Raw genomic sequence first — 19,256 nt, 5'->3', positions numbered from 1 at the left:
TGACTCTATGATATTTTTTGCTCCATCAGCCTGAACTATAAACCACTGTTCATGCATAAAATAGAGCTTTTACTCAACTTATGCGTCCACCCTAGATCAATTGACAGAGGTGAAAAGCACACTTATTTCAGCAAAAACGGTAAGATTTTTCATTTTCACAGGGCTTTCCTTTAGAATAGGCGCATCTTATTTCTTAGCTTTGATTTCTCAATGATTCAGTTAGACCAGTTATCTATACGTCGCGGTGGACGTGTTTTATTTCAAAAAGCGTCGATGCAGTTACACCCAGGATGGAAAATTGGCCTAACCGGTGTCAATGGTGCTGGAAAATCAACCCTGTTTTCAGCCTTGCTCGGCGGCATGGAATCGGACACCGGTTCGCTGACCCGACCTGCGGTATGGACCGTAGCGCATATGGCTCAGGAAATCAAAGCACTGAATATGAAAGCCATTGATTTCGTCTTGTCGGGCGATGAAGAATACTGGGATATTCAGCAGAAACTCGATCAACCGGATCAACTGGATGATGCAGAACTGGCTCATTTATATGGCCGTTTTGATGAAATTTCAGGTTATTCTGCTCCTGCCAAAGCTTCACAACTGATGGCTGGTCTGGGCTTCTTTGAACATCAATCACAGCTGGATGTTTCAAGTTTTTCCGGTGGCTGGCGTATGCGTTTGAATCTGGCACGTACCCTGATGAGCCGATCAGACTTACTGCTCCTCGATGAACCAACCAACCATCTGGACTTGGACGCAATTCTCTGGCTCGAAGACTGGCTGAAAGCCTATGAAGGTACGCTGGTACTGATTTCGCATGACCGGGACTTCCTCGATGCGATTACCGATCACATTTTACATATCGAAAATCAGGAACTGATTTTATATACCGGTAACTATTCGACTTTTGAGCGCACCCGTAGTGAGCGTTTAGCGCAGCAGCAACAGGCGTATGAAAAGCAGCTGGAAACCCGCGCGCATCTGCAAAAATATATTGACCGTTTTAAAGCGCAAGCGACCAAAGCCAAACAGGCACAGAGCCGGATCAAACAGCTGGAACGAATGCAGGAACTATCTGCAGCCCATGTCGATACGCCATTTACCTTCAGTTTCCGTGAACCGACCAAAATGAGTTCGCCGTTATTGCAACTGGAACATGCCGATATTGGTTATGGCGACAAGCTGATTGTCACCAATGTAAATTTACAGATCACGCCAAACAGCCGGATCGGTTTGCTTGGGATGAATGGTGCCGGTAAATCCACGCTGATTAAATCGCTGGTCGGTGACCTGAAACTGATTCAGGGTCTGCGGAAAGATTCAGAATTACTGAATATTGGTTATTTTGCCCAGCATCAAATGGATGCACTGGATGGTAATGCCAGCCCAATGTTACAGCTGGCACGTATCGCAGATAAAAAAATCAGTGAAGCCAGTCTACGCTCCTTCTTGGGTAGTTTCGGTTTTAGTGGCGAACGTATGGATACGCCAAGCGAAAGCTTCTCAGGCGGTGAACGTGCACGTTTGGCCCTAGCACTGATTGTTTGGCAGCGTCCGAATGTACTGATTCTGGATGAGCCGACCAACCATTTAGACCTGGATATGCGTCATGCACTGACTATGGCTTTACAAGATTTTCAGGGCGCGGTAGTTCTAGTTTCGCATGAACGTCAGCTCATCGCCAGCGTCTGTGATGAACTGCTACTGGTACATAATGGTCAATGCCGTGAGTTTGATGGTGATCTTACTGCCTATGCTGACTGGTTACGCCAAGCCCGTATTGAGATGATTAAAAATGGGCAAAAGCCAGCAGAACCGGTGAAATCCCAAGTCGAAGTCAAACCGACTATTTCCAAACTGGACAAGGAAGCACAACGTAAGGAAGCTGCTCGCCAGCGGGAACTAAGTCGTCCGATTCGCAAGAATATTGAAAAATGCGAAGCACAGATGGCCAAACTACAGCCGCGACTGATTGAAATTGAAAACCTGCTGGGTGACAGTGCTTTATACGAAGCATCACGTAAAAATGATTTGCTGAAACTGATGAATGAGCAAACCGAGCTAAAAGCCAAACTGGAAACAGCCGAAGAGCAAATGCTAGAACTGATGATGGAACTGGAAAGTCTGGAACAGACGTTCTAAAGCCCTTTTAGTAAGATTTAAGATAAGAGATGAATGACCAACGTTGTTCATCTCTTTTTTATTCACTATTTTTAATGTTTTCTCTTCCATTTTCCCCCCTGTATTTTTTCATCTACGTCTAGATGTTTCTTTAATTCTGTTCTTTTCTATTCATTCGACACATAAGGCCATGAATTACACAAACCCTATATAAGTTTATTTTTTAAACAGTTGGATGCCTTATTTCATACATTAATTTACAGCGCGCTGTTTCATCCTAAGGCTCTAATACAAGTGTTTTTTAATTTTTGGCAGCCTTGCTACGAGTCTGTTTAATGTTGAACTAGAGAGAGGAAATCCGCATGCGTGCTCTTACCTATCATGGTGCTCGGGATGTACGAGTTGAATCCGTTCCAGATCCAGTGATTCAGGAACCAGATGACGTTATTTTAAGGGTGACAGCCACCGCCATCTGTGGCTCAGATCTGCATTTATACCGGGGGAAAATTCCGGCCACTGAAGACGGTGATATTTTCGGCCATGAATTTATGGGAATTGTAGAAGAAGTCGGCCCAGAAGTAACCGAAGTCAAAAAAGGTGACCGAGTGATTATTCCCTTTGTGATTGCATGCGGTCACTGTTTTTTCTGTGAACATGAACTCATGGCTGCCTGTGAAAATACCAATACCGGTCGTGGTGCAATTCTCAACAAAAAACAGATCCCACCAGGGGCAGCTTTATTTGGCTTTAGCCATCTGTATGGTGGTATACCGGGTGGTCAGGCTGAATATGTACGGATCCCCAAAGGCAATGTCGGACCATTTAAGGTGCCGGGTTCCCTGCCTGATGAAAAAGTATTATTCATGACCGATATTCTGCCAACTGCGTGGCAAGCAGTGAATAATGCCCAAGTCGGTCGAGGTTCCAGTGTGGCGATTTATGGTGCTGGCCCGGTCGGTCTGCTGGCTGCTGCCTGCGCGCGGATGCTCGGTGCCGAGCAGATATTTATGGTCGATCACCACCCTTACCGTTTGCGTTTCGCGCATCAAACCTATGGGGTAATTCCCGTCAATTTTGATGAAGTCGATGCCGCTGAATTTATCATTCAAAATACTACGGGTTATCGTGGAGTCGATGCCGTCATTGATGCGGTCGGTTTTGAAGCCAAAGGTAGCATGCTGGAAACCGTAATGACCAACCTGAAATTAGAAGGTTCGAGTGGTTCAGCGCTAAGACAATGTATTGCAGCGGTCCGTCGCGGCGGTGTGGTGAGTGTACCTGGAGTTTATGCCGGTCCAATTCATGGCTTCCTGTTTGGTGATGCCTTTGACAAAGGTTTGACCTTTAAAATGGGACAAACCCATGTGCATAATTACTTGCCGCAGTTGCTAGAACATATTGAAAATGGAGATCTGTCTCCAGATCTGATTATTACCCATCGCATGAAACTGGAAGATGCTGCGGAAGGTTACCGTATTTTTGATAAAAAGGAAGAAGACTGTCGTAAAGTCATTCTAACACCATAAATATGATTAAAAAAAAGCGCCGTCAGGCGCTTTTTTTTAATCATCGTCATTTTATCAATCCTCTTTTTCTTGTCCCTAATCAATATCATTTCAGCGATTCCCTCCCTCTTTTCTATCGAGTAATAAAAGAAATGCCCGATTTTCAATAATGAAATCAAGAAATAACTCAAAAATGAGAAATAAAAAAGTTAAGCAAAAATCAATAAAAGTATGATTTTAAATAAAAATGAAAGTTCACTTGATTATTAAATCAATTATGTAGTTTAGCTACATCTTGAGTTTTTAGTTAACAATATGTTCCACGGTAATGATTAGAGAAACTACACTATATTTACAAGTATTTAATTTATAATAATTTTTTATTTTAAAGCCAATCCAAGGAATAGTCTGGTCATACTAGCAATATATCGCCAAATCTAGCTTTAAATTTAAAATGCTATTTTAAATTTAAAAACACTTATCCACAAGATAATCGATTTCAAATTTGAATTTAAAATAAAGAATTAATACGTGGATTAAAGCTTGCGGAAAAATACTATCTTGTTCACATAAAAATTATGGATAACTTTAGAGTTATCCACATCTCTGATCAGGCTTTCTAGATGCTTGAAGCAATATTATTCACGTATTATTTAGCGTATTAGACCAAGTTTCTTATAAGCTATTGAAAATTTAAAATTTAGTTTTAGCAGCTTTTTATTTATTTTTGAGATATTGGATCTTCTGAATAGGCGATTTATTATTTTTTAGTCGAATCCACCTAAAGTATTCGATCTGTTTTCATTACACGCATCTTTAAATACCACTTTGACTGATCCAGTTTTCACCTAGTGTCGTGAACTGCATGCAAACTTCTCATCGTATAAAGAACGTCTTTCTACCTCACTTTCCTATTCAAAAATTATTTTAGAAGTTCTGATGCAGATCATTTTTATAACGATAGATTCACTCCAGATTTCAGGTATTCTGCCGAGTTGGTAATCTCTATACATAAACCCTTTCTTAGAGTCGATTTGGCTTACTCAACTTGGCTTTTTAAAACCTAAATGAACCCGTTCCATATCTAAAAATCGGTCCAAAATTACTTTATTTTGCCTAGCTCACAGGATATGAGTAAAAAAATTGGTCTAAAAAAAGCGCCTCGAAAGGCGCTTTTTTATATCTGATTTTATCCTGAAGGGTTATGCATCAATATCTGCATTCAAGGCATTTTCTTCAATGAAAGCACGACGTGGTTCTACGTCATCGCCCATCAAGCAAGAGAACATACGATCCGCTTCAATCGCATCAGTAACTGTCACTTGCAGCATGTTACGGTTGTCTGGATCCATGGTGGTTTCCCATAACTGTTCCGCATTCATCTCGCCCAGACCTTTATAGCGCTGGATCATCATGCCACGACGTGAGTCCTGCAAGATATGTTGCCAAACCTGATGGAAATTGCTGACCTGAATCTTGCGATCGCCTTTTTGCAAATATGCACCCTCTTCAAGCAGACTAAACCAGCTCTTTGAATTCTTTAATAAACGTGCATATTCACTTGAACCTAACAGTACTGAGTCTAACAGGTAGCTATGTGGCAAGTTATGTACATAGATCGTGATACGTGGCAACCAGCTTGCAGTTTTTTGACCATCTGCCAGTTCTTTTTCAAAACGCTCCAGGGTTAATTCTGGACGTAATGTTGGCTGAATGGCTTCAATCGCTGCACGCAGATTCTCACCCCATGTTTCCACATAGGTTTTGTCTTCCAGCTGATCCAGCTTAAAACCTTCCAGTGAAAGTAGTGCATCAAGCAGACTCGCAGGATAACGCTGGGTCAAACGTGCCAAGCTCTTCTGGGAAGTCTGATAATCAGCAATCACATTCGCCAGTGCTTCACCACGAATCGCAGGCGCTTCTGCACTGACATGCAGTTCCAGCTCATCAATCGCATTCGAAATCAGGTAAGTTTCCAGTGCATCATTGTCCTTGATGTACTGTTCCTGCTTGCCTTTTTTCAGCTTGTATAGTGGTGGCTGTGCGATATAAATATGACCACGTTCCACAAGTTCCGGCATTTGACGGAAGAAGAACGTCAACAGTAAGGTACGGATATGCGAACCATCCACGTCAGCATCGGTCATGATAATGATTTTGTGATAACGCAGTTTGTCCGGATTATATTCTTCACGACCAATACCACAGCCCAATGCGGTAATCAGCGTACCGACTTCAGCAGAGGAAATCATGCGGTCAAAACGGGCACGTTCCACGTTCAGGATCTTACCTTTCAGCGGTAAAATCGCCTGCATTTTACGGTTACGACCTTGCTTTGCCGAACCACCTGCAGAATCACCCTCGACCAGGTACAGTTCAGACAAAGCTGGATCTTTTTCCTGACAATCGGCCAGTTTACCTGGAAGACCGGCAATATCCAGCGCACTCTTACGACGTGTCATTTCGCGTGCTTTACGCGCTGCATCACGCGCACGTGCTGCATCAATGATCTTGCCAGCAATCGCTTTGGCTGCTTGTGGATTTTCCAATAAATATTCAGAAAATGCCTTGTTCATGGCCTGTTCAACAGCCGTTTTCACTTCACTCGACACCAGTTTTTCTTTGGTCTGTGAAGAGAATTTTGGATCAGGTACTTTGACTGACACGATGGCAGTCAGGCCTTCACGCGCATCATCACCCGATACCGCAACTTTTTCCTTTTTCAGGATATTTTCGCTGTCCATGTAGTTGTTTAAACCACGGGTCAACGCAGCACGGAAACCGGCCAAATGCGTACCACCATCCTTTTGCGGGATGTTGTTGGTAAAGCAACGTACATTTTCCTGATAAGAATCATTCCACTGCAATGCGACTTCTACCGTAATACCGTTATCGGCCTGTGCAGCAGTGAAATGGAAAATATCATTCAGGTGAGTTTTGCCTTCGTTAATATATTTAACGAACTCAGACAGACCACCTTCATAATCAAAGACATGCTCGGCATTAATGCGTTCGTCACGCAGCACAATACGCACACCTGCGTTCAGGAACGACAGTTCACGCAAACGACGCGCCAAAATATCAACATTAAAAATGGTCTGACTAAAAGTCTCGGCACTTGGCCAGAAACGGACACGAGTACCGGTTCTATCGGTATCGCCCACTACTTTTAATGGATATTGAGAATCGCCATGACGGTATTCTTGTTCATGAATTTTACCAGCACGGTGAATGGTCAATTCGAGTTTTTCAGACAGTGCGTTGACTACGGAAACACCGACACCATGCAGACCGCCAGACACTTTATAACTGTTGTCGTCGAACTTACCACCGGCATGCAGAATGGTTAAAATCACCTCTGCTGCAGACACACCTTCTTCAGGGTGAATGTCGGTCGGAATACCACGACCATTATCAGAAACTGAAACCGATTCATCTTCATGGATCGTCACTATAATTTCATCACAGTGGCCTGCCAAGGCTTCATCAATCGAGTTGTCGACTACTTCAAACACCATGTGGTGCAGGCCTGTACCATCGTCTGTATCACCAATGTACATGCCCGGACGCTTACGGACTGCGTCTAAACCACGTAATACCTTGATGCTAGAGGAATCATAAGCCTTTTCAATGGTTTGTTCTGTTTGAGAAGCAGCTTGATCTTCTGAACTCATGGTTTCTCCCTAGTGAAAAATAGGTCTATCCAAAGATGGGTAAAACTCAAAAAATATTATTGCACAACTTGAACTGTACCGTTTTCAACACTGAATAACTGATATGAGATAGACAAATCATGTAAGTGCTTTTGTACTGATTCATGGTCTAAGGTGGTAATAAAAACTTGACTACCAAGTTGGCTCAATCGCTCAATTAAACGTTGTTGTGCGGTTAAATCTAATTCTGCTGTCACATCATCTAATAATACCACAGTTTCCTTATTACAAGAATGGAGCATTGCGATTTGCGACAGTTTTAGTGCGATCATCAGCAGCTTTTTCTGACCCCGCGACAGGATCACGTCGGCATCCCCCATCGGGGTCTTTAAACGCAAATCCGCGCGATGTGGACCATATTCGGTATAGCGTCGCTCACAGTCTTTTTCATGCTGGTTGGTCAGATCATTCAGCAGGCCAGTTTCACTGTGAAAGCCCGGACTGTATTCCAGACTGACTTGCAAATCAGGTAATAACTGTTTCAGGTCATCTTCAAAAAAGGGCTTCCATTGTTCCACGATCCCGACACGTTGCGAATGTAAAATTTCACCATATTCACTGAGCATCTGGTTCCACGGTTCCAGATCTGACAGACTGAGAAAGCGTTTGCTTTTGAGCAAACTATTTCGCTGTTTCAGCGCACGAGAATAATATTGCCAGGCATGATAAAACTCTGGTTCCACGTGGAACATTAACCAGTCAAGGAGTTGGCGTCGTGGTTTAGCACCATGATCGATAATATCGGTGCTTTGCGGATCAATCAGCTGCAAGGGCAACAGTTTGGCCAGCTGTCCCTGGGTTGCGACCAGATCACCATTGACCTTGATCAGTTGCTCCCCGCTGGCCATTTTTTGCATGCCAATTTTTTCAGTCGCAGACTGTGCAAATACAATCGCATCCTGCGCGCCATGCTGGATATAATTTTTAGGGATATGGGTACGGAAAGAACGACCAGCAGCCAGTAAATGAATCGCCTCTAAAATCGAGGTTTTACCTGAACCATTCTGGCCATAAAAAACATTAAACGGCTGCAATCCTTGGAGAGCAACCGTCTTTAAATTCCGCACACGCTCAATATGTAAACGCGTAATATGCATGTCTTATATGAGTATCAAGAGCCGCGACTTAAACACGCATCGGCATGACGACATAAGTCTGATCCGTATGCGCCGGGTCCTGTACCAAGACCGACTGGTTGGCTTCAGTCATGGTCATTGACACATCATCGCCATCCAGCACACCGAGGACTTCAATCAGATACTGCGCATTAAATGACATTTCTAGCGGTGAATCAGCATATTGAATCGCCAGATCTTCAATCGCTTCATCCTGCTCCGGGTTATTCGCGCGAAGTTGCAAGGAATCGGCATTAAAGTTTAGAAACACACCGCGAAGTTTTTCATTACTTAAAATCGCCACACGTTGCAAAGACTGCTTGAACACGTCATGTGCGATCATCACCACTTTGTCGCCACCACGTGGAATCACACGGCGATAATCCGGAAATTTACCATCAATCAATTTAGTGGTGAAACGCACGGTAATGTTCGCCTGTTCCTTGTCACGGCTTGGCATCTTGATGGTCACATTGAGCAGTTCACGACCAATCAATAGAGATAATTGCTCATCTTCAACGCTGAGCAGGCGCTGTAATTCTGCAACGGCCTTACGTGGCACAATCGCCTGAATCGGTTGTGCTGCAGTGGATTGTGCCGCTGTTTCACACAGTGCCAGACGGTGGCCATCGGTGGTCACAGCACGTAGCTGATTGGCATCAATTTCCAGCAAGGTACCGGTCAGGTAAAAACGTACATCCTGAACCGCCATGGCAAAAGCAGTTTTTTCGAACAGGCGTTTTAGCTCACGCTGTGTCACCGTTACTTGCGTGCCTTGGGTGTTTTCAGTGTTCAGCAATGGATAATCATCAGCAGGCAATATCCCCAGTACAAAACGGCTGTTGCCTGATTTAAGGATGCAGCGCTGATCTTCAGTGATATGCAAATCCACCAATGCTGCTGAAGGAAGTGACTTACAGATATCAATCAGCTTACGTGCAGGAACTGTGGTCTCGCCTTCCTGCAAACATGCACCTTCAGCCAGTGCTGTACTCGCCACCAGTTCGACTTCGAGGTCGGAGCCGGTCACGGTCAATGCTTGTGCAGTCACCTGAATTTTCAGGTTAGACAGGATATTCAAGGTATGGCGACGTTCAACCGCTCCTACGACATGTGAGAGAACATTCAGTAAGCTTTCTTTCGCGATTTTTAAACGCACGGTGCATTCCTCTAAAGCTGAAGATTAATATAGAAAAAGTGATTTTTTTGACGGTTTACTATGCGGCAAAAGCAGCCGCATAGCAAGAATAGAATTTGAGCGATTTAGGTCAACTTTGCAACAGACGTTGCAGGTTTTTATAGTCTTCGTTAAAGATCGGATCTTCTTCACGCAGGCTCTGTACTTTCTCGCAGGCGTGCATCACGGTACTGTGATCACGACCGCCAAAAGCCATGCCAATTTCCGGAAAACTGTCGCCGGTGAGTTCACGGGCCAGCCCCATCGCCAGCTGACGTGGGCGGGCATAAATCCGGGTGCGTTTTGGACCAACCAGTTCTTTCAGTGGAATACGGAAATACTCACTCACCACACGCTGAATGTTTTCGGTACTAATGGTACGGGCACGAATCGCCAGCACATCTTTTAAAGATTCACGCACTACATCCAGATCAATTGGTGTGCCTTTAAAACGTGAAATCGCTACCACTTTGTTCAGCGCACCTTCAAGCTCACGTACGTTAGCCACCACCTGCTGGGCAATAAACAGCGCACAGTTACGTGGTAAATCGACTTGGTTGCTTTCGGCTTTTTTCAGCAGAATTTCAATTCGGGTTTCAATATCGGGTGGTTCAACTCCGACCGACAAGCCCCAAGAAAAACGTGAAACCAGACGTGGATCCAGTTCGGTTAGTTCTTTAGGATAACGATCCGAAGTCAGAATAATCTGTTTGGACTCATCCAGCAGTGCATTAAAGGTGTAGAAAAACTCGACCAAGCTGGCTTCTTTACCGGCCAACAAGTGAATATCATCAACCAGTAATAAATCCAGAGAACGGCAATTTTTCTTAAACTCTTCGACTTTGCCCTGCTGTAACGAGCTGACAAAGTCCTGTACAAAACTTTCTGCGGTCATGTACATGACACGTGCATTTGGCTTGGCCTGCAACAATGCATTACCGACCGCCTGCATCAAGTGAGTTTTACCCAGACCGGTCGGACCATATAAAAATAAGGGGTTGTGCTGTGAAGCACCCAGCTGGGTCAGTACCTTGCGACAGGTTTCTGCCGCCATCTGGTTAGATCGGCCTTCCACAAACAGCGAGAAGGTAAACAATGGATTCAACTGACGTCTACGGCTATTTTTGCCGCTGTCTTCTTTTTCTTTCTTCGGTTTCGGCACCGGCATCGGTATCGAAGTCAATGCTGCAGTCGTAGTCGCCGGTTGTTCACTGGCAGATAAAATTGCCCCTGGACGTGAATCCACTAAAATTTCGACCTTGCGTACCCGTCCTTCAGACAATTGCTCTGCCAGAATCGTGATCAGTTCCAGATGATGTTCTTGAATGTAACGCGTCCAGTAAGGATTAGGTGCATACAAACGCAAGCTGTCTTCCAGCTCTTCTGCAACCAATGGGCGAATCCACATTGTAAAGACATTTCCAGAGAGCTCTTGTCGCAGGCGATTTAAGCAGTCCGTCCAAAGCATGTGAATCCCCTATTCATTCCATTGTTCATTCAAAAAAGATGACCGCGACCAAAAGCGGGTCGCCATTCTAACCAAGTTATCCACATCTGTCATGGCAATTTCCACAAAAACTGTGCAAAAAGAAATCACCATGCATAAAATTAAATTTAAAACCCAGTGTGGATAAGTTTATCCGCAAGCTGTGGATAAAATATATCATAAAGTTATCCACAAAGTATAAAATTAATAGAAACAGTTTTATCCACAATATAAGCTCATGTTTAAATAAATAAAAAGTGGCTTATCCATAGAAAAAGCGCTCCCTAATAGTAATAAATTTAAATTTATAAATTTGAATTTATTTATAAGATCACTGGTTTTTGTGGATAACTCAAAAAACTTCAAATTTAAATTCAAAACCGTAAGTTAAATTTAAACTCTGGATAACATGTGGATAACTTTGTTGATAGAGTTGTTCATAACTTATATATCTTTATATAACAATAACTTAATTTGTGATTAACTTAAGTTGAACTATTTTTTATTCAGTTCTCTGAACAACTAGGGTCTTTATATTTTTTGATCTTATTTGAAAAGAAAACCGCTTTTGCATTGACAGCTCAAGCAATGAGCACTAAAATCGCGGACCTTCATAGAAAGATCATTTTTTGGAGTTTCAATATGAAACGTACATTCCAACCGTCTGAATTAAAGCGTAAGCGTGTTCATGGTTTCCGTGCTCGTATGGCTACTAAAGCTGGTCGTCAAGTATTAGCTCGCCGTCGTGCAAAAGGTCGTCATAGCTTAACTGTTTAATCAGTTACGCTAAGACGATTTTGGGTGTTATGACAAAACTTTATAGTTTTGGCACAGAGTTGCGATTACGCTGTGCTGCCGATTATAAAGGTGTCTTTGATGGTGCGCTTTTTAAAGTGCATCAACCCCATTTCTTATTTCTTGCAAAACATTCCGAACTGCCAAATAGCCGTTTGGGTTTAGTTGTTGCCAAGAAGAAAGTGCGACGTGCACACGAAAGAAATCGAGTAAAACGACTTGCTCGCGAAAGTTTTCGCCTGCATCAACAGCAATTAGATGACCTAGACATTGTAATCATGCCGAAAATGGGTGTTGAAGCAGTGCCTAATGCAGAATTGCACCAGCAATTACAATTTGCCTGGCAGAAACTTAACCGTCTCGCCAAAAAGCATTCAAAAATAGCCCCCTCCCCACAAAAGTAGAGTTGGCCAATGGTACGTTTACTGCATTGGTTGATCCGTTTCTATCAGATTGCGATTAGTCCTCTTCTTGGACCGCGCTGTCGTTATATTCCAACTTGTTCTCAATATTCCTTTGAAGCAGTCCAGATGCATGGCGCTGGGCGTGGAGTGTGGCTGGCTACTAAACGTATTTGCCGTTGTCATCCGTGGGGGGGCTCGGGATATGATCCTGTTCCCTCAAAAGCGATTCGTTTTATTTCATTTCAGCAAATAGATTCTCAAACGCTTCACGTTGCTGTACCCTTTCGTGATCGTTTATTGAACCAAAATCACTCTCACCACTTGGGGTAATACATATGCAACAATGGGCCAGGATTGCAATTCTCGGAGCCATGTTTGTTGTCGCATATTTGCTCATTTTGGCGTGGCAAAAAGATTATGGAAATGCTGAAACAAAACCGCAGCAGGAAACTGCTGTTGTTTCGCATGACGTATCTGCAGATTTGCCAAATGGTCAGACGGCTACAGTTGCCTCTGATCTGCCACAAGCAAATGTGCCAGCACAGCAAGCCACGGATGCCACAGCACCTGTAAGTCAGCAGCTTATTTCAGTACAAACTGACCTTTATCATCTTTGGATCAATCCGAAGGGTGGTGATATTGTTCGTATTGAATTACTCAATCATGACAAGAACAAAGACAGCGATGAACCTTTCGTCATGCTGGAAAGCGATGCGAAACGTACTTATGTCGCCCAGTCTGGCCTGATCGGTCTGAATGGACCGGACAGCAGCCGTAACGGCCGTCCAATGTATGAGCTGGAAAAAACTGCTTATACCCTGGCAGATGCGAAAACAGTCAAATCCAAAGATGGTGAAAACCTGAAAGTATTGTCTGTACCGCTAGTGTTTAAAACCGCTGACGGGATTGAGATCATTAAGACCTTCAATTTCACTGAAGGTGAATATCCGGTCGTGGTAAATCACAAAGTGGTTAACCGCAGTGGCCAGACCTGGCAAGGTCAGATGTTCGGTCAGATCAAACGCGATAACTCGGAAGATCCAGGCAAGTCCGATCAAGGGATCTTCACGCTGGGAACATTCCTCGGCGGTGCATGGGGTACCCCGGACGAGCAGTACAACAAGCTTAAATTCGACAACTTTGTTGAAGAAAAAGTCAGTACTGAAGCGACAGGTGGTTGGGTGGCAATGGTACAGCACTACTTTGTCAGTGCATGGGTTCCAGGTCAGCTGAAGTTGACTCAAGGCAATGGCGAAGCTTATAGCGCCAAGCTTGAATCACGTAAATCAACCGATAACATGAACATCATTGGTTTTACCTCACCGACCTTCAATGTGCCTGCAGGTACAGTGGCTGAAATTGATGCGACTTTCTATTCAGGTCCAAAAATCCAGTCAGAACTGAAAGATTTGGCTGCGGGTTTAAACCAGACCGTTGATTATGGCTGGTTATGGCCAATTGCGAAATTACTGTTTGTCGGTCTTGAGTTCTTCCATGGTCTGGTGGGTAACTGGGGCTGGGCAATTATTCTGTTGACCATCCTGGTGAAACTGATCCTGTGGCCATTGTCGTCGAAGAGCTATCGCTCTATGGCGAAAATGCGGGTGATTGCGCCAGAAATGCAACGCATGAAAGAAGAGTTCGGTGAAGATCGCATGCGCTTCTCTCAAGAAATGATGGCATTGTACAAACGTGAACAGGTCAATCCGCTTGCCGGCTGTTTACCACTGTTATTACAAATGCCGATTTTCCTGGCCTTGTACTGGGTATTGATGGAATCTGTGGAACTGCGTCATGCGCCATGGATGCTGTGGATTCAGGATTTGTCTTCAATGGATCCTTGGTTCATTCTGCCGTTGTTGATGGGCTTGACGATGTATATCCAACAGTCGTTAAATCCACAACCGACGGATCCAATGCAGGCAAAAGTCTTCAAGTTTATGCCGATTATCTTTACCGTATTCTTGTTGTTCTTCCCGGCAGGCTTGGTTCTGTACTGGATCGTCAACAACTTGATCACGATTCTGCAACAAACTTTGATTAACAAGTCTGTTGCCAAAGATCGCGCGAAACGTGATGAGGTTACTCCAGTCAACTAAGTTGTACGGATAGGCTGAATAAATCCGCTTAAGATGGTAATCTTAGGCGGATTTTTTTTGGCTGTACTTTTGAGTCTTTGCAGGTGAATTTTATGCTCAACCGAACCACAACTATTGCTGCGATTGCAACTCCACCAGGACGTGGCGGCGTTGGGGTGATTCGCCTGTCAGGCCCGAAATCCTATGAAATTGCCCAGCAACTGACACAAAAAGAGCTGCCTAAAGCCCGTTTTGCCGGTTTCCGCCAGTTCTATGATGCGGCCGGCGAAGTCATGGATGAAGGACTGGCGATTTGCTTCCCGAATCCAAACTCTTTTACCGGTGAAGATGTGGTCGAGCTGCAAGGTCATGGCGGGCCGGTGATTCAAAATGCTCTGCTTGGTCGTTTACTGGAGCTGGGCGCCACTGCAGCCAAGGCCGGTGAATTCTCGATGCGTGCTTTTGAGAATGGCAAGCTGGATCTGGTGCAGGCCGAGGCGATTGCCGACCTGATTGATGCAACTTCGCAAGCGGCTGCACGTTCTGCAGTGCGTTCTTTACAAGGGGCTTTCTCGACCAAAGTCAATGCAGTCCTTGAGCAGCTGATTCACCTGCGTCTGCATGTGGAAGCGGCAATTGATTTTCCGGAAGAAGAAATTGATTTTCTCGCAGATGGCAAGATTTTAAATCTGCTGGATGGCGTATCCAGTGCCGTCACTCAAGTCCAGCAATCTGCACGTCAAGGTCAGTTGTTACGTGAAGGTTTACAGGTGGTGATTGCGGGTAAACCGAATGCCGGTAAATCCTCCTTACTGAATGCATTGGCTGGAATTGAACGCGCGATTGTGACCGATATTGCCGGTACCACCCGTGATGTCTTGCATGAAAAAATCACCTTAAATGGTCTGCCGATTACCCTCACCGATACCGCAGGCTTGCGTGAAACTGGCGATATCGTGGAAAAAGAAGGGATCCGCCGCGCGATTAAAGAAATTGAACAGGCCGATTTATTGCTCTTGGTCTATGACTTAAGCCAGGGCGAAGATCCGCTGCAACTCGCCCAAGAATATTTTGCTGAACATATTGAACCGAAACGTTTAATGCTGATTGGCAATAAATGCGATCTGACCGGTGCTGAAGCTGTGATTGGCGATTTAAATGGTTTCAGGCATATTGCAGTCTCTGCCAAGCAGGAAACCGGTGTTCAAGCACTCATAGAGGCGATTACAGCGCATGCAGGCTTCCAGCCTGAGGAAGACACCTTTATTGCCCGTACCCGTCATTTAGATGCAATGAAGCGCACGCAGATCTATCTGGCTGAGGCGCGTGAGCAACTGGTGGTGTATAACGCCGGTGAACTGGTGGCAGAGTCCTTGCGTCTGGCGCAAAATGCTTTGGGCGAAATCACGGGTGATTTCAGTGCAGATGACCTGCTGGGCAAGATATTCGGATCGTTCTGTATTGGTAAATAATTATTTAATAAAACATCAAAAAAGCCCTCAACTGAGGGCTTTTTTTAGGCTGGTAGGCGGGATTTTTGATAAGCCCACCACAGCGCAAAACACAATAGACTGATCGCGATACAAAAGCTGATTACGGCGAAATCCAGCCCCCAGTGATCGGCCAGATAACCCACGGCAATGATGGGGACAATAGTGCCCAGATAGGCAATAAATAGATAGGTCGACATGACTGCTGCACGGTTGTCTAAGCTGGTCATTTGATGAATCAGGGCAAAAGCACCCATCAGGGCAAAACCATGGCCAATTCCAAAGAAAATATCACTGATAAAAAATAGCAGGCTGATTTTCGAATACATACATAGCGCCAAAATCATCAGGCTCAAGCACATCATCATCAGACCGATATTCAGACATTTAGAGGCTGCGACGGCTTTAGCCATAAATTGCACGATCACTGAAACCACTAAGATATTGGTAATGGCCAGTCCGCTGACCAGAGGACCATGCCAAGGTAAAATATTGCGGACAAAGGATGGTGACAGGGAAGCAAACAGGCTAAAGGCGGCAAAGGCACTAAAAGCTGTCACTGCAATAATCATAAACACCCGATGAAACTGCGCTTCAGGTCGTTGCAGTTTAGGCGCCATGCTAAAGGGCTGCGCCTCAAACTTGGGTGCTTTGATCCAGAACAGGCCAATCAAACACAGCACGGCGCCCAAAATCACCGGTAAATATGGCATTATCAAGGGGGCAGCGGAAAACTGCGCAATCACACCACCGACCAAGGGTCCCAAACCAAAACCCATTGCGGTGATGATTGAAATCAGTTGTGGTGCAGTGTGTTTATGGCTTTCTGGGATGGTATGCATTAAACCCATCATGGCAGAAGTGGTCATCAGGCCCGAGGCAATCCCAATAATAAAGCGGCCAATCGAGAGGATCAGTGCATTCTGGGCAAAAACGGAAATGATGAGACCTAACGTGATCAGTGCCAGACCAATTTGCAGGGTCCGTAAAAATCCGATGCTGTTACTGGTCCTGCCCAAAAACAACAGGGTCGAGAGACAGCCAAACATATAGGCGACAAAAATGTAGGTGATCTGGCTGGGCAGCAAATGCCAGAGCTGTTGATAAATCGGATAAAGCGGACTGGCCAAAGCGGTGCCAATCGTTCCCATCATTAAAGCCAGGCTGACCATCAAGAACGGTCGCCAGCTGGTCGTTATTGTCATGAAAATGCCGTTATAGTGTTGATCCTTGGCCAATCCATGTCAGGGCGTAGCGAGGAAAATAGAAAGTATCTGCAGTTTAGAATGGATACAGAAAATCGGTCAAGGTTGAATTAGTAAGAAGCTTATTGTTTAAGATATTTTTATTATATAAAACAATTATTTATTATGATTATTGGTGTTTTTTTTAGATATCTTGGAGTTCAATATAATTCTATGCATTATGTTCCACGTGAAACATTATGAGCTTATTTAACTGAGTGTAAACAGTAACATAAATGTTTGAGAAATTTAAAAGCAGAGCGATTAGAATCGAAGCATATTCTTATCCAATTCATGTAGAACATTCATGTTAAAAAAAACACTGATCATTAGTTTAAGTACATTTATTTCAAGCTTCGCATTTGCCAATATTGATACGGTACAAGCTAACTTGGCAAAAAACAGTCCCAATTTAAAAATTGAAAATATTCAAACCACGGAGATGAAAGGCATCTATAGCGGTTCCATGCAGGGCCAAGTGGTTTATCTAAATGAAGATGCCAAACATCTGATTGCCGGCCCGATGCTGCGGATTCAGGATCAACATAATCTGACCCGCGATTTAATGCTAAAACAAAATAGTATCGACTGGAAAAAATTACCGCTTCAGGATGCTGTGAAAAGTGTAAGAGGTACGGGTAAGCGTCAGATTGCGATCTTTTCTGACCCAAATTGCCCGTATTGTAAAAAGCTTGAGCTAGAGCTGAAAAAACTGAATGACTTGACCATTTATACCTTTATTCTTCCTTTAAAACCCCAGTCGGTTGCTCCTTCAAAACAGGTGTATTGCGAGTCTAATCCAGCTCAGGCATGGGAAGATCTTATTGCTCAAGGGATTCAACCTAAATCGAAAAAAAGTTGTGCCAATCCGATTGAGCGGAATAAAAAACTGGCTCAGTCTATGGGTGTGAATGGGACACCTGCGATTATTTTTTCCAATGGCTTTAAGGTAATGGGCGCCTATCCGGCAGAGCAGATTGAGCAGATTTTTAAAGAATTCAATTTATAAAAATTAAATAAAGATATCAGTCGTTCAATATAAAAAAGCACCTCATTGGGTAATGCCAGTCAGTTAAGCAAAAAAAGTTAAAATGCTGTAAAAAGAGCGTATGTAAATACGCTCTTTTTTTATGAATTTATCTCAGAATCTAGATTTAACATTAAAACAAACCCTACCTTCACTTTCACAATTCAGTGAATTGATTGATTTAAACTGGATTGAAGATTGCTTAGACCAAACAGGTAAAGCATCAATTCGAAAAAGAAAACTGCCTGCTGAACATGTTGTTTGGCTGGTAATAGGACTTGCTCTATTTCGAAATCAACCGATTTGGTATGTGGTTCAACAATTGCAACTTGTTTTCGGTACGGCAGAATACTGTGTACCGAGTGCATCAGTACAAGCAAGACAACGCTTAGGCTTAGAACCCATGAGTGCTTTATTTTCGACATTAAGTCAGGCATGGTTTAAAGACTCACAACAACAATATAGCAACTTTCACGGTCTATGCGTTTGTGCTGTAGATGGTGTGGTTTGGTCTATGCCTCATACAGAAGAAAACTTTAAGCACTTTGGTTCATCCAAAGGCAAAACAGCAGCTGCACCTTACCCACAAGTTAGAGTGACTTGCCTGGTGAATACCAATACCCATGAAATGATTGATGCCCAAATGGGCAGTATGGATCAAGGTGAATTAACCTTAGCCAGTCAATTAAAAGCACCAGTTCGCAGTATTACCCTATTTGATCGTGCTTACTTCTCTGCTGATTTTTTAGTGAGCTGGCAATCTCAGGCAGAAGAGAGTCATTGGTTGATGCGAGCAAAGGACAACCTGCGTTATGAAGTGATTCATCATAATGCGGCCCATGACTTTCAGATCAAAATGCCTGTTTCAGCAAGAGCAAAAAAGATAAATCCGTCATTGGGTGACTATTGGGAAGCACGTTTAATTGAAGTTGAATATGCAGGAAAAATAAGACGTTACATTACATCATTAACAGATTCTAAAGTTTATCCATTCAAAGACCTTGCAATGCTTTATATCCAGCGTTGGGAAATAGAAATGTGTTATCGGGAAATTAAAAGTGATTTACAGGATGCAAGGATTTTAAGAAGCAAACAACCTGA

The 19,256-nt window shown here is 43.8% G+C and carries 14 protein-coding genes; 9 read left to right on the top strand and 5 right to left on the bottom strand.

The window, feature by feature from the left end:
* Positions 1-210: 210 nt before the first annotated feature.
* Complete coding sequence (locus FTT86_RS13515) at positions 211-2,142, top strand: ATP-binding cassette domain-containing protein (RefSeq protein ID WP_004281940.1); 1,932 nt, start codon at positions 211-213, stop codon at positions 2,140-2,142.
* Positions 2,143-2,483: 341 nt separating this feature from the next.
* On the top strand, positions 2,484-3,647 hold the full coding sequence (locus FTT86_RS13510; protein ID WP_180181359.1) for a zinc-dependent alcohol dehydrogenase: 1,164 nt from the start codon (positions 2,484-2,486) through the stop codon (positions 3,645-3,647).
* A 1,181-nt stretch (positions 3,648-4,828) separates the two neighbouring features.
* On the opposite strand, the gene gyrB is transcribed toward FTT86_RS13510, so the two are convergent.
* The 4 genes from gyrB to dnaA form a co-directional block, all read right to left on the bottom strand.
* Complete coding sequence (gene gyrB, locus FTT86_RS13505) at positions 4,829-7,300, bottom strand: DNA topoisomerase (ATP-hydrolyzing) subunit B (protein ID WP_180181358.1); 2,472 nt, start codon at positions 7,298-7,300, stop codon at positions 4,829-4,831.
* A 56-nt stretch (positions 7,301-7,356) separates the two neighbouring features.
* Positions 7,357-8,436, bottom strand: a complete 1,080-nt coding sequence (recF, locus tag FTT86_RS13500; RefSeq protein WP_044111661.1) for a DNA replication/repair protein RecF — start codon at positions 8,434-8,436, stop codon at positions 7,357-7,359.
* A 28-nt stretch (positions 8,437-8,464) separates the two neighbouring features.
* Complete coding sequence (dnaN, locus tag FTT86_RS13495) at positions 8,465-9,613, bottom strand: DNA polymerase III subunit beta (RefSeq protein WP_044111658.1); 1,149 nt, start codon at positions 9,611-9,613, stop codon at positions 8,465-8,467.
* A 109-nt stretch (positions 9,614-9,722) separates the two neighbouring features.
* Entirely contained in the window at positions 9,723-11,099 is a 1,377-nt protein-coding gene (gene dnaA, locus FTT86_RS13490) for a chromosomal replication initiator protein DnaA (protein WP_005104955.1), read from the bottom strand.
* Positions 11,100-11,759: 660 nt separating this feature from the next.
* Between dnaA and rpmH the strand changes: the two genes are divergently transcribed.
* From rpmH to mnmE, 5 genes are all read left to right on the top strand, one after another.
* Positions 11,760-11,894, top strand: a complete 135-nt coding sequence (rpmH, locus tag FTT86_RS13485; protein WP_000831329.1) for a 50S ribosomal protein L34 — start codon at positions 11,760-11,762, stop codon at positions 11,892-11,894.
* Between the two features lie 29 nt (positions 11,895-11,923).
* Positions 11,924-12,316 (top strand): ribonuclease P protein component, encoded by a 393-nt coding sequence (rnpA, locus tag FTT86_RS13480; protein ID WP_004281932.1) that lies wholly within the window; start codon positions 11,924-11,926, stop codon positions 12,314-12,316.
* A gap of 9 nt (positions 12,317-12,325) precedes the next feature.
* Positions 12,326-12,646: a membrane protein insertion efficiency factor YidD gene (gene yidD, locus FTT86_RS13475; protein WP_077067990.1), complete on the top strand. Its 321-nt coding sequence runs from the start codon at positions 12,326-12,328 to the stop codon at positions 12,644-12,646.
* A gap of 5 nt (positions 12,647-12,651) precedes the next feature.
* Positions 12,652-14,415, top strand: a complete 1,764-nt coding sequence (yidC, locus tag FTT86_RS13470; RefSeq protein WP_004281930.1) for a membrane protein insertase YidC — start codon at positions 12,652-12,654, stop codon at positions 14,413-14,415.
* A 92-nt stretch (positions 14,416-14,507) separates the two neighbouring features.
* Positions 14,508-15,866 carry a tRNA uridine-5-carboxymethylaminomethyl(34) synthesis GTPase MnmE gene (mnmE, locus tag FTT86_RS13465; protein ID WP_180181357.1) on the top strand — a complete coding sequence of 453 codons (1,359 nt, stop codon included), beginning with the start codon at positions 14,508-14,510 and terminating at the stop codon, positions 15,864-15,866.
* A gap of 44 nt (positions 15,867-15,910) precedes the next feature.
* On the opposite strand, the gene FTT86_RS13460 is transcribed toward mnmE, so the two are convergent.
* Positions 15,911-17,056 carry an MFS transporter gene (locus tag FTT86_RS13460; protein ID WP_180181361.1) on the bottom strand — a complete coding sequence of 382 codons (1,146 nt, stop codon included), beginning with the start codon at positions 17,054-17,056 and terminating at the stop codon, positions 15,911-15,913.
* A gap of 379 nt (positions 17,057-17,435) precedes the next feature.
* Between FTT86_RS13460 and FTT86_RS13455 the strand changes: the two genes are divergently transcribed.
* Both FTT86_RS13455 and FTT86_RS13450 read left to right on the top strand, forming a co-directional pair.
* Positions 17,436-18,137 (top strand): DsbC family protein, encoded by a 702-nt coding sequence (locus FTT86_RS13455; RefSeq protein ID WP_044112796.1) that lies wholly within the window; start codon positions 17,436-17,438, stop codon positions 18,135-18,137.
* Between the two features lie 121 nt (positions 18,138-18,258).
* Positions 18,259-19,256 (top strand): IS4 family transposase (locus FTT86_RS13450; RefSeq protein WP_180181356.1); only part of this gene is annotated, 998 nt, incomplete at its 3' end.

The sequence above is a fragment of the Acinetobacter sp. YH01021 genome (assembly GCF_013420255.1).
In the GTDB taxonomy this organism is placed as follows: Bacteria; Pseudomonadota; Gammaproteobacteria; order Pseudomonadales; family Moraxellaceae; genus Acinetobacter.
The sequence above is the reverse complement of the archived record's forward strand: the minus strand, read 5'-3'. Positions and strand labels throughout refer to the sequence as shown.

What these genes read in the sequence shown, in the direction of transcription:
- FTT86_RS13515 (WP_004281940.1), top strand. Translation starts at nt 211, where the DNA reads ATGATTCAGTTAGACCAGTTATCTATACGTCGCGGTGGACGTGTTTTA.
- FTT86_RS13510 (WP_180181359.1), top strand. Translation starts at nt 2,484, where the DNA reads ATGCGTGCTCTTACCTATCATGGTGCTCGGGATGTACGAGTTGAATCC.
- gyrB (WP_180181358.1), bottom strand. Translation starts at nt 7,300, where the DNA reads ATGAGTTCAGAAGATCAAGCTGCTTCTCAAACAGAACAAACCATTGAA.
- recF (WP_044111661.1), bottom strand. Translation starts at nt 8,436, where the DNA reads ATGCATATTACGCGTTTACATATTGAGCGTGTGCGGAATTTAAAGACG.
- dnaA (WP_005104955.1), bottom strand. Translation starts at nt 11,099, where the DNA reads ATGCTTTGGACGGACTGCTTAAATCGCCTGCGACAAGAGCTCTCTGGA.
- rpmH (WP_000831329.1), top strand. Translation starts at nt 11,760, where the DNA reads ATGAAACGTACATTCCAACCGTCTGAATTAAAGCGTAAGCGTGTTCAT.
- rnpA (WP_004281932.1), top strand. Translation starts at nt 11,924, where the DNA reads ATGACAAAACTTTATAGTTTTGGCACAGAGTTGCGATTACGCTGTGCT.
- yidD (WP_077067990.1), top strand. Translation starts at nt 12,326, where the DNA reads ATGGTACGTTTACTGCATTGGTTGATCCGTTTCTATCAGATTGCGATT.
- yidC (WP_004281930.1), top strand. Translation starts at nt 12,652, where the DNA reads ATGCAACAATGGGCCAGGATTGCAATTCTCGGAGCCATGTTTGTTGTC.
- mnmE (WP_180181357.1), top strand. Translation starts at nt 14,508, where the DNA reads ATGCTCAACCGAACCACAACTATTGCTGCGATTGCAACTCCACCAGGA.
- FTT86_RS13460 (WP_180181361.1), bottom strand. Translation starts at nt 17,056, where the DNA reads ATGGTCAGCCTGGCTTTAATGATGGGAACGATTGGCACCGCTTTGGCC.
- FTT86_RS13455 (WP_044112796.1), top strand. Translation starts at nt 17,436, where the DNA reads ATGTTAAAAAAAACACTGATCATTAGTTTAAGTACATTTATTTCAAGC.